Below are 10,524 nucleotides of genomic sequence, written 5' to 3'. Positions count from 1 at the left end.
AGTCTATTCTTCCTTTTAATTTCCTATTCGATAGTTATATATTGAACGACTGTTCAGAATTCAGCTTGAACGATCGTTCTAATTTGGTTTATATTGTTTTCACACCAACGGAGAGCAGTCACTAAATCTCCGTAAATGACCAAATTTAGAATCAGAATTTATAGGAATAGAACGATGAGCAAATTCAAAATTCACTCAGTAGAATCAGCACCAGAACAAAGCCAACCTATTCTTGAAGGTGCGAAAAAGCAGATGGGTCGAGTTCCAGGTTTATTTGGTGTGTTAGCGGAATCACCGAATACACTCAAGGCTTATACTCAGCTTCATCAAGCGTTTAGCGACTCATCTTTCGATGCAGAAGAGCTGACAGTGGTTTGGCAAACCATTAACGTTGAGCACGAATGTCACTACTGCGTCCCAGCTCATACTGGCATTGCACACTCAATGAAGGTTGACCCGGCAATTACTGAAGCACTGCGTAATCGCACGGCACTTCCAACAGAAAAGCTGCAAGCTCTACACGACTTCACGCTAAGTATGGTTCGTAACCGTGGCAATGTGCCAGCAAACGAAATGGAAGCATTCTTTGCTGCGGGTTACGGCCAACAGCAAGTTTTAGAAGTGATTCTTGGCCTGTCACAGAAAGTGATCAGTAACTACGTAAACCACGTTGCTGAAACGCCAGTAGACAAAGTATTTGAGCAGTTCGCTTGGCAAGGTTAATCGCTTTTAATTAAGCCCGGAATGATAATGATGAAGGCCCCGCTCAGTTGAGCGGGGCTTTGTTATGTTCAGGGTCTAGCCTGTTTTGGTGGAGCAGTTAACGTGTATGTTTGGCGATCAACTTCGCCAGCGTCGCGACTCCTTCTTTCCAGTCCTTGTTCTCTTCAATGTTCGCGACAGTAAAGCGCAGGCAATGTTTGTATTGGTCGTGGGTGCCAAACACAGTGCCGGGTAAGATACCTAACTTATGCTTCAAACAATCTTGGTAGACGGCATAGCTGTCGAGTGATTCGGGGAGCGTTATCCAGTTTATAAATGCTCCCTCAGGTTTGGAAAGATGGTAGCGTCCTACAAGATGAGGGTAGCTATCTAAGGCTTGAATCAAAAGGCTTTGAAATTGCTTTTGGTTGGTTTGATAGAGTCGCTTCATCTTAGATAAATGACTGCGATATTTGCCAGTGGTGAGAAACTGGCCGACCGCTGATTGCATCAGGTTGGAGCTACCCATGTTGTCACACAGTAGGTACTTTTCGATTAAAGGTTGATAGCGACCGGAAAGCAGCCAGCCAACACGCAAGCGAGAGTCCAAAGTCTTGGATAGAGAGTTCACGTAGATCACTCGTTCTTGGTCATCCAGTTCTTTCAAGCTCGCAATCGGAGCATCAAACGCCAAACTCCCGAACACATCATCTTCAATAATCGGCAAAGATCCGGTTATCTCTAATAATGCTTTTCGGTTGGCAAGTGGCATTCTAGATCCTGTCGGGTTGGTAAAGTTTGGTGTCAGCAGAAGCGTTTTCACTTCCCATTTATCTAAGGCATTTTGTAGTGCTTGAATATCGATTCCATGGCTCACACTGCTTGGTATTTCAAGTGCTTGTAAGCCTAGTGATTCCAATAGGAGTAAGTTACCAAAGTAGCATGGAGACTCAACTACAACGATATCGCCCGGTTTGGTTAACGCGCGAAGTGCTAAACTGATCGCTTGCTGCGCGCCGTGAGTGATCGCAATCTCTTTCGATCCTGCAGGTACGCCCAGATCGTGGGTGATCTTTAACAATTGTTTTACTAATTGTTCGTCGCCGGGCGGCAGTTGGTAATAGCCAGGAAGTTGAGTCTGCAAGCGGCTGTGGCGACCAATTTCAGCGTACAGACTACGAATGGCGGGGTTGTTAATGTTTGGGTGAGCAGAGCCTGCTTGTAACTTTAAACGCCCACTGGGGCGGGAGAGTACAGATTTAGTGACAGATAAAAGGTCAACTTTTTGCGGCTGGCTCGGTGCATCCCAACTTGTGGTGTTGGGGGCTTTAACGCGATAACCCGACTTGGGAACGGAATATACCCAGCCCGTCGCTTCCAACTCTTGATAGGCACGAATCACGGTGTTTTTGCTTACACCCAGTTGCTCGCTTAGTTGTCGGATTGAGGGTAAGCGATCGTCTGGGTGAAAGAGCCCCTTATCGATTTGAGCCTTAATATGTTGCTCGGTGGCGAGATATTTATTACCGCTGACTTCTACTTCCACACTGCACTCCCTTCTACTGATTCTCAATCTGTAACCATTTAAAGTGTTATATCTGTATCTTTATTAGTTATCTGTACCCAACTAAGGTAACAGCATTGATGAAGGGTTGACCAGAGGTTTGTAATGCTGATTAAAATGATTCCGTTTGTGTTTGTAATATTGTGGTCGTCAGGCTTTGTTGGCGCTCGTCTTGGTGTTGAATACGCTGAACCCGCGACGTTACTTTCACTTAGGATGGTAGCCAACGTAGCGCTGTTCTTGGTCTTGATTGCAATCCTTAAACGTCGTATCCCTCGTGGTCGAGCATTCTTCCATGCGTGTGTTGTTGGGATATTGATTCATGGTTTTTACCTCGGTGGTACCTATCTGGCGATTGATATGGGGATGCCTGCAGGTTTGAGCTCTTTATTGGTGGGTCTGCAACCTATTCTTACCGCGCTGATCATGGTCAGCTGCACCTCACAGCGTTTTAACTTTGCGCAATGGCTTGGTTTAGCGCTTGGCTTTGCGGGTATTAGCTTGGTGTTAATGGGTAATATTGAATGGCAATCGGATGACCAAAAAGGCTTGGCGACACTGTTATGCTTAGTGTCACTGGTAGGTATTACTTGCGGCACTTTATATCAAAAGCGTTTCTGTAAGGGGACAGACATGGTGGGCGGTGCAATGGTGCAATACTTGGCTTCTGCAGCGTTGTTCCTGCCTTTTGCGATGCGCTACGAAACGATGCAAGTGAACTGGACGGTAGAATTTACGTTAACGCTGATTTGGCTGGTGGTCGTTCTATCTTGTGTCGCAATATTGTTGTTACTTTACATGGTGGAGAATGGGGCGTCTTCAAGTGTCGCATCGGTGTTTTATCTCGTACCGCCGACAACCGCAATTCAAGCGTGGCTTATCTTCGGCGAGTCGTTCGACATCTATGGCGCAATGGGTTTTGCGTTGTCAGCCACTGCGGTTTATCTGGTGGTGAAGAAGCCCGAATTGATTAGGTTCCGAAGACAAGCAGCTTTAAACCGTTAAAAATAAAAAGAGCCTGAATATTCAGGCTCTTTCTCTATCAATAACTTTCTAGCGATTATCGATTAGCGCTTCATCAAGCATGCGTAAGCCGTTGTAAACGGTGCTTCTTGGTATTGTTTTAGGCCAGTCTCTTTGAACTTCATCATTAGAGGGTTACGCTTCAGGCTTTCTTTGATGTCTGCTGGAGAAACTACTTCAACGTTTAGGCCGTCGATCAATTGGATCGCTGCTTCTAGTTTGAAGCCGAAGCCACCGCCAGCAAATTTGCCTTTAGTTTGGCGTTGGCGAATCACTACTTTTTCTACTTGGTAATCTTCCATTAACTTTGCAAAAGAGAATTGAAAGTCTTTCATATTCTGTGTGTCGTTAGCGTCGCTGATAGAAACCTTAGAAACTCGGCAATCAGGAATGTTAAATACACCATCTGACAGAGAAAGAAGACAGATGACTGCATCGTTACCTTTGATTTCAACACCACAAATTTTCATGTTCTTACCTACTTATTTTAGAGCCCTATATTATGGTGTTATTTCTAACACTTCTCCAGTATTTGCGTGTATCCGTCGAAAATAAGTCTAAATCAGAGAATATCTTAACGGCGAAAAGTTAACCTTTGGCTAATTTGTCATCATGTAGATAGGCGGTAACGTTTGCTATGGGATGAGGCTCACAAAAGCTTAGCGGGATTTCATATGTGTGCTGTATATTGCGCGCGCATCCCTATTTGAAGTGTGGTTATTAATCCCAATGAATATCAATAATCTTTCGATTAAGAGTAAAATCGCGATCCCGCTGTTGGTGATTGTGATTGTTTTTTCTACCGTTACCGTGCTCAACGTTATCAGATCAAATGCTCAAGCTGCGATTAATAACGAGCTCAACAATGTCGTTCAACCTGTTCTAGATAACCTAGAAGATGGCTACCGCGATATCTACCAAATCATCGCTTCAGCGCAAGGCTTGTTACTTGCCAAAGATCAGGCGGCGATTGACTATCAAAAGTTCGAATTCAAAGACAACGCTTATAAAGCGGTTCCACGCTTTGAAAGTGTTGAGACTTTGTATCGAGCTGGTGTGTTAGATCCTTCTTCACGTGGTGAACTGTCTAAACTGGTTAATGCGATGAGTAAGTGGGTCGCGCTACACGAACCTATGTTTGCTGACCCTGCGAATGCACATCAATACAACATTGATTACTCGCCAGCGTTAGATGCTGAGTTTGCGATTATCCGTAAACAACTGCGTGATATCCGTACCCTGATTGAGTTGAAGCAGAAAGAGCTGCGTCAGCAAGCGGGCGACTCAATTGAATCAAGCAAGTTGATCATTGAGGTTGGAATGGCAGTCGCTGTTTTTGCCGCATTGTTTGCGATGTGGTTATCGAACCGTTTCATTGTTCAACCAATTCAGAACGTTGAGAAAGCAATGAATGAGATCGCATCAGGTGATGGTGACTTATCTCAGCGCATGAAGGTGGAAGGGAACGACGAGATTGCTCGTTTAAGCTCTGCTTTCAATAAGTTTGTTGGCAAAATCCACGTTACGGTTGAGCAAGTAATTTTCACGTCAAACGCTGTTCGAGCTGAGATGGAAAATATTAAGTCGCTCACTAAAAGCGTTGCTGAATTCTCTTCAAACCAACAGCGAGAGAGTGAAGTTGTTGCGGCTGCTGTTCATGAAATGCAGGCGACTAGCGAAGTGGTGAGCGGTAATGCCCTAGATGCGGCTACCGCAAGTAACGTTGCGAATCACGAAGTGGAGTCGGCAGACACTACGCTTGGTCTAACCGTGACATCAATTGAACGTCTAGCTCAAGATATCGAGAACGCGGGTGGTGTGGTTCAGGAGCTGGATACTGATGTGAAAAACATCGCCTCTATTCTTGGCGTGATCAAAGGTATTGCTGAACAAACTAATTTGTTGGCCTTGAATGCAGCGATCGAAGCGGCACGTGCGGGAGAACAAGGTCGTGGTTTTGCTGTAGTCGCGGACGAAGTGCGTGCGTTGGCAAGTAAGACTCAAGACAGCACCGGTGAAATCGAAGCTATGATTGAGCGTTTAGAGGTCGGCGCGAAACATGCAGTTGGCGTGATGAGCGAGAGCAAAATCAGCGGCGAGAAAACCATTATTCAAGCCGGAACTGCAGCATCTTCTTTGAGTGAGATTCGTAATTCAATCGGTAAGATGAATGACATGAACACGCAGATTGCGACGGCAGCTTCTCAGCAGTCTCAAGTGTCTGAAGAAGTGAACAAAAATGTTCAACGTATCGCAGAGAGTACGATGCAAATGGTTGAGATGGCGAGCAGCGCTGAAAATGCGTGCATGGCTTTGGCCGAGCAATGTGAGGCGCTTGATAGCCTAGTTTCTCAGTTCGAGGTGTAACACTTAGAGCTGAGATGAACGTGGTTTGTTCTCGTTAGCCGCAAAGAAATAACAGAAAGCCCGAACTCCATGAGTTCGGGCTTTCTTTTTTAGATACATGATCCGTTGTTGGCCGTGAGCTGCTAGTGATTAGCTGCTACGACCGTCTCGGTATGTGTAACGGTAATTAACTTTTACGTTTGCTTGGTAGTGAACATCGCCGTTCATGTTGGTGATTTTCTTCACCTCCATATTCGCGTCATCAATTTTGAACGAATCGTATTTTGTTGTTTGCTGGAACTGTGGCAGTTCTCTTGAAAGTTCAAACGGTGTCTTTGTGCTTAGCTCATCCATAAGGCTCGTGCCTGCATCGTATGCTTCCGCTTCAGTAACAAAGGTATCAGACTTTAGCGTTGTTTCTTGGATCGTCGTTTTAGTTGCTGCGAACGCTGTGGTGCTGAGTACAAGAGTTGATGCAAGTATGATTAATTTTTCATAAGAGTACCTGACTTTGCTGTGTAACCAATGATTCGAGTTTTCAACTTACCAACAGTTGATAAGATTAATGTTAGGACAAAAACGAACTTATGTAAGAAGTTAGTCCAATAGGCACCATGAGCAGGGAGTTATGCACAAAGCATATCAAGCAAGGTGACAGAAATCGGTAACTTCAATACACTGCATGGGTATCCACAGTTCAGCACAAGGTAAAGGCATGGCCAATTGGGAAGGGGTAAGTGAGTTTGTTGCAGTCGCAGAGCGTGAGAGTTTTACAGGTGCTGCGCAGAAGCTTGCTACATCGGTCGCTCAAATCAGTCGCAGAGTAGCAAACCTCGAGGAACGTCTCGCGGTGAAACTGCTCAATCGAACGACTCGAAAGGTTTCGCTAACAGAAGCAGGGCAGCTCTATTATCAGCAGTGTAAATTGTTGGTTGAGGGCTTAGAGATTGCGGAATTGGCGGTAACACAAATGCAATCGACACCGAAAGGATTGCTAAAAGTGACGGCTCCTGTCACCTATGGTGAGCGTCAACTAGCACCAATACTTCACCAATTTTTAAAGCTTCACCCGCAAGTAGAATTAGAGTTAATGCTGACTAACCAAAAGCTCGACTTAATTGATTCTGGTGTCGATGTCGCGATCCGTCTTGGTCGATTAGAAGATTCTAGCCTGGTGGCAAAGAAGCTTTCTCAACGACAGCTCTACGTATGCGCAAGCCCGGAGTACATTGAACGTTACGGTGAACCACATACGCTCTCTGAGCTGAGTAATCATCAATGTTTAGTTGGTGGCTTTGAGCACTGGCGTTTTAAGGAAAATGGTCGTCCTCGCTCAGTTCGCGTTAATGGACGTATTAAGTGTAATAGTGGCTTGGCTTTATTAGATGCAGCGAAGCAGAGTATCGGCTTGGTACAACTGCCTGAATATTACGTGAGTGAAGACCTTGATACGGGTGAATTGGTCGAAGTGCTTTCTGATTATCGAGACGATAAAGAAGGGATCTGGGCGCTATATCCTCAAAACCGTAACTTGTCTTCTAAGGTTCGCTTGCTGGTGGATTTCCTTTCTGAGCAATTAGATTAATTCTATGACCGACACTGAGCGTCATTCAGCAAACCAACGCGAGTTGATACTCAGTGTGTTTGATACACTAGAGCAACACTACGGCTATTTTGATTGGTGGCGAAGAGACGACCCATACGAGATAGTCTTAGGTGCTATTTTGGTGCAGAACACGAATTGGAAGAACGCAGAGAAAGCACTCGCCAATTTAGGTGAGCAGTGCAACCCAATTTCAATTGCTAGTATGGATCTCGATGAGTTTGCTCAAAAGATTCGTTCTAGTGGCTATTACAATCAGAAAGCCATTAAGCTGAAAGCTGTGACCCAGTGGTTTTTGAAGTACCAATACGACATGTCTTTGGTTCGAGAGCAGGACAAAGATCAGCAGCGTAAAGAGTTACTCGAAGTCAAAGGGATTGGCGGTGAAACGGCTGATGCGATTTTGGTCTATGCGATAGGTAAGCCGTCTTTTGTCATTGATGCATACGCGCGACGAATTTTCACTCGCAATGGACTGGATGTGCCTAAATCGTATGAAAAGTTTCGAGCCCTTATGGAGAGTGTTATCCCACCGGATACTCAAAGGTATAGCTATTACCATGGCTTGTTGGTTGAGCATGGGCAGCAGTTTTGTCATCCTAAACCAAAGTGCCAGCAATGTCCTTTAACTCAAGATTGTATAAAAAATGGCGTTGAAGCTTTGGCTTAAACGACGTTGCCCCCATTTGCCGAATCATCTCAAGATAAAAATCGGGCTTCAGAATAAAGGTTCTGAAGCCCGAGCTATATTAAATGTCGAGTCGTTTACTTGTCCGGGACGAGACCAAAATGGTTTTACACCGTGAAACGGTCGACCAAGTGGTAAAGCTCATTCGCGCGGTTGTTGAGGTTTTGGCTACCAGCGCGGTTTTGGTTGGCTAGCGATGCCGATTGAGAGCTTTGGTCTGATATTACGACAATACGTTGGGATATCTCTTGGCCGACTATGTTTTGTTGTTCGGTTGCTGTCGCAATAAGCGAGTTCATATCCATGATGGTATCGATCGATTCTTGGATCTTCGCCAGTGCAGCCGCGGCAGCGTTCGCTTCTTCGACGGTTTGAGCACTTCTATTTTGACTTGAATCCATCGCTTTCACAGCGGCATCTGAAGCGGCTTTTAACTGCTCAATCATCTTATGAATATCGCCTGTGCTTTCTTGAGTTCGGCTCGCAAGCTTACGAACCTCATCCGCAACAACAGCGAAGCCACGGCCTTGCTCACCTGCACGAGCTGCTTCAATGGCAGCATTCAGTGCTAGTAAATTGGTTTGCTCGGCAATGTCTTGAATGACCGCGAGTGAAGAGGAGATGTTCTGCACGTCACCTTCTAAACGTGATACCACTGTGTTGGCCTCTGATACTTCGCTCGCTAGACCTGCTACCGAGTCGGCCGCAGCGTTTACGATCTGCTGAGCTTCCTTAGCATTGTTTTCTGCAAGCTTAGCTGAATCTGCTGCTTGACTCGCATTGCTTGAGATCTCTTGTGCTGTTGTGGTCATCTCGGTCATTGCCGTTGCAACCTGTTCTGTTTCTTCACGTTGGCCTGTGGCGATCTCATCGACCTGAGCAGCGCGAGAAGACATGCTGCTGGTTTCTGCGACGACTTGCTGACCTACATCGCTCACGCTGCGGATGATGGTTTGTAGGCTAGCAACGAAGGCGTTGAAGTTATCGCTGAGCCTAGTGAACTCAGGGGCTTTGAAGTGTTCCATGCGAGCGGTTAAGTCAGCTTCGCCACTCGCGAATGCACTAATCGAACGGTCAAACTGCTCAAGTGGCTGCATGATGGTACGGTTCACAGCAACAGCAAACGCTGCGACAACAAGGGCAATCAATCCGCAGAAAATCGCGATAGCAGTCAGGGAACCTTGTAGTGCAGCATTTGAGCTCTCTTTCATCTCTGCAATAACAGCATCAATATCGTCGGTGTAAAAACCAGTGCCGAGCATCAAGTCCCATTGTGGGATGAATATCGAGTAGCTGAGTTTTGGTAGTGCTTCAGATTGACCAAGTTTCGGAAAATAGTACGTCGTGAATTCGCCAAGCTTTGAGTTCTTGATGAGGTCACGAATCAGGTAATTGCCTTTTTTGTCTTGTAGGTCGTAGTAGTTTTTGCCAATGCCATCCGTGTTCTGTCCGACGACCACTCTCACACCTTTAGAATCGTAACCAAAGATATAGCCCGATTCGCCATACTCGAGTGTTCTTAAGGTTGGCAAGGCCTCTTCTAATGTTGCACCTCTTTCTAAGAACGGGCTGATAGAAGACTGAGCCATTTGCAGATACGCTTTGAGTTCCTTTTCTTTCATCGCCATCATATTGCTACGCGTCGATTCTACTTGTTGTGCGGTTAGCTCGGTGCTCTTCATATACGTCACACTCATCATCCCGATTGCCATCAGCAGTAGTGGAATGAAAGAGAGAATATAAAGGCGGTTTTTGATGGTTAGGGTCATGTCACGATTCCTGTGTGATTGTCTCATGCAATTTTCAACACATTATTAATGTGGTTTCAAAATGTAAATGGGCTTGTTGTTTAATTGTTACTCTAAAATGTTTTTGTTTTATAAATATGATGGCGGTTAAATTTTTTATGTGACAACCCTTGCAACTAGGGGCTTAAAGGAGATGCGACTCATCTGTTTCGATGCTTTTGAATTCAACGTTGCTTTGCTAGAATGCGACGCTTTGTAGCACCCTGCTATGTCTATTCGTTAAGTGAGAAAGATTCATGAACAAAAGCCATGTGACTATTGGTTTAACTAACCCTAAAAGCCCGACAAACGTAGGTGCTGTCATGCGTGCGGCTGGTTGTTATCAAGTCGACGAAGTTAAATACACAGGGCAACGCTACGAAAAAGCCGCTAAATTTCACACTGATACCAAGAGTGCTACGCGTACTATTCCGCTGACGGGCGTTGAGTCGTTTTTAGACAACCTTGACCCTGAAACCAAGATTGTTTGTGTGGAACTTGCCGAAGGTGCTACGCCACTGCCACGTTTTAAACACCCAGAAAATGCGATTTACATTTTCGGTCCAGAAGACGGATCTATCACTCAAGATGTTGCGGATAGAGCGGACCACGTTGTGTACGTTCCAACAGTTGGTTGCATGAACTTGGCTGCAACCGTGAATGTGCTGCTTTATGATCGCCTTGCTAAGTCAGATGAAATGGACGAGAGCAACGAGCTGATTAAGAAAAGCCGTGATAATCGCAACCATCTAGTTATCAAAGAGAAGTGCTAGTCTGACTCTCGTGGTTAGATATTTTTAAAACTCAATAT

The 10,524-nt window shown here is 45.3% G+C and carries 10 protein-coding genes; 6 read left to right on the top strand and 4 right to left on the bottom strand.

Annotated features, from left to right (window positions below; all coding sequences use genetic code 11):
* The first annotated feature begins 174 nt into the window (after window positions 1-174).
* Window positions 175-723, top strand: a complete 549-nt coding sequence (locus BCT81_RS17225; protein ID WP_102425238.1) for a carboxymuconolactone decarboxylase family protein — start codon at window positions 175-177, stop codon at window positions 721-723.
* A 97-nt stretch (window positions 724-820) separates the two neighbouring features.
* Here BCT81_RS17225 and BCT81_RS17220 read toward each other — a convergent pair whose 3' ends face one another.
* A complete protein-coding gene (locus BCT81_RS17220) occupies window positions 821-2,248 on the bottom strand; it encodes a PLP-dependent aminotransferase family protein (RefSeq protein ID WP_102425237.1) in 1,428 nt (475 codons plus the stop codon).
* A 123-nt stretch (window positions 2,249-2,371) separates the two neighbouring features.
* Between BCT81_RS17220 and BCT81_RS17215 the strand changes: the two genes are divergently transcribed.
* On the top strand, window positions 2,372-3,271 hold the full coding sequence (locus tag BCT81_RS17215; protein WP_102425236.1) for a DMT family transporter: 900 nt from the start codon (window positions 2,372-2,374) through the stop codon (window positions 3,269-3,271).
* Between the two features lie 62 nt (window positions 3,272-3,333).
* Here the strand turns inward: BCT81_RS17215 and BCT81_RS17210 are convergent, their stop codons facing one another.
* Window positions 3,334-3,759, bottom strand: a complete 426-nt coding sequence (locus BCT81_RS17210) for a DUF3010 family protein (RefSeq protein ID WP_004741147.1) — start codon at window positions 3,757-3,759, stop codon at window positions 3,334-3,336.
* A 259-nt stretch (window positions 3,760-4,018) separates the two neighbouring features.
* On the opposite strand from BCT81_RS17210, the gene BCT81_RS17205 reads away from it, so the two are divergent.
* Window positions 4,019-5,656, top strand: coding sequence for a methyl-accepting chemotaxis protein (locus BCT81_RS17205; RefSeq protein ID WP_102425235.1), 1,638 nt, complete (start codon window positions 4,019-4,021; stop codon window positions 5,654-5,656).
* 129 nt (window positions 5,657-5,785) lie between these two features.
* Here BCT81_RS17205 and BCT81_RS17200 read toward each other — a convergent pair whose 3' ends face one another.
* Window positions 5,786-6,121 carry a DUF3316 domain-containing protein gene (locus tag BCT81_RS17200; protein WP_102425234.1) on the bottom strand — a complete coding sequence of 112 codons (336 nt, stop codon included), beginning with the start codon at window positions 6,119-6,121 and terminating at the stop codon, window positions 5,786-5,788.
* 229 nt (window positions 6,122-6,350) lie between these two features.
* On the opposite strand from BCT81_RS17200, the gene BCT81_RS17195 reads away from it, so the two are divergent.
* Both BCT81_RS17195 and BCT81_RS17190 read left to right on the top strand, forming a co-directional pair.
* Window positions 6,351-7,220: a LysR family transcriptional regulator gene (locus BCT81_RS17195; RefSeq protein ID WP_102425239.1), complete on the top strand. Its 870-nt coding sequence runs from the start codon at window positions 6,351-6,353 to the stop codon at window positions 7,218-7,220.
* Window positions 7,221-7,224: 4 nt separating this feature from the next.
* The gene (locus BCT81_RS17190) at window positions 7,225-7,908 is read left to right on the top strand and encodes an endonuclease (protein ID WP_102425233.1); all 684 of its coding nucleotides are present in this window, start codon (window positions 7,225-7,227) and stop codon (window positions 7,906-7,908) included.
* Between the two features lie 125 nt (window positions 7,909-8,033).
* Here the strand turns inward: BCT81_RS17190 and BCT81_RS17185 are convergent, their stop codons facing one another.
* Window positions 8,034-9,695 (bottom strand): methyl-accepting chemotaxis protein, encoded by a 1,662-nt coding sequence (locus BCT81_RS17185; RefSeq protein ID WP_102425232.1) that lies wholly within the window; start codon window positions 9,693-9,695, stop codon window positions 8,034-8,036.
* Between the two features lie 275 nt (window positions 9,696-9,970).
* Between BCT81_RS17185 and BCT81_RS17180 the strand changes: the two genes are divergently transcribed.
* Window positions 9,971-10,486: an RNA methyltransferase gene (locus BCT81_RS17180; protein WP_008216600.1), complete on the top strand. Its 516-nt coding sequence runs from the start codon at window positions 9,971-9,973 to the stop codon at window positions 10,484-10,486.
* The last annotated feature ends 38 nt before the right edge of the window (window positions 10,487-10,524 follow it).

It is taken from the genome of Vibrio sp. 10N.261.52.A1, from assembly GCF_002876325.1.
GTDB classification, from domain to species: domain Bacteria; phylum Pseudomonadota; class Gammaproteobacteria; order Enterobacterales; family Vibrionaceae; genus Vibrio; species Vibrio chagasii.
The sequence above is the reverse complement of the archived record's forward strand: the minus strand, read 5'-3'. Positions and strand labels throughout refer to the sequence as shown.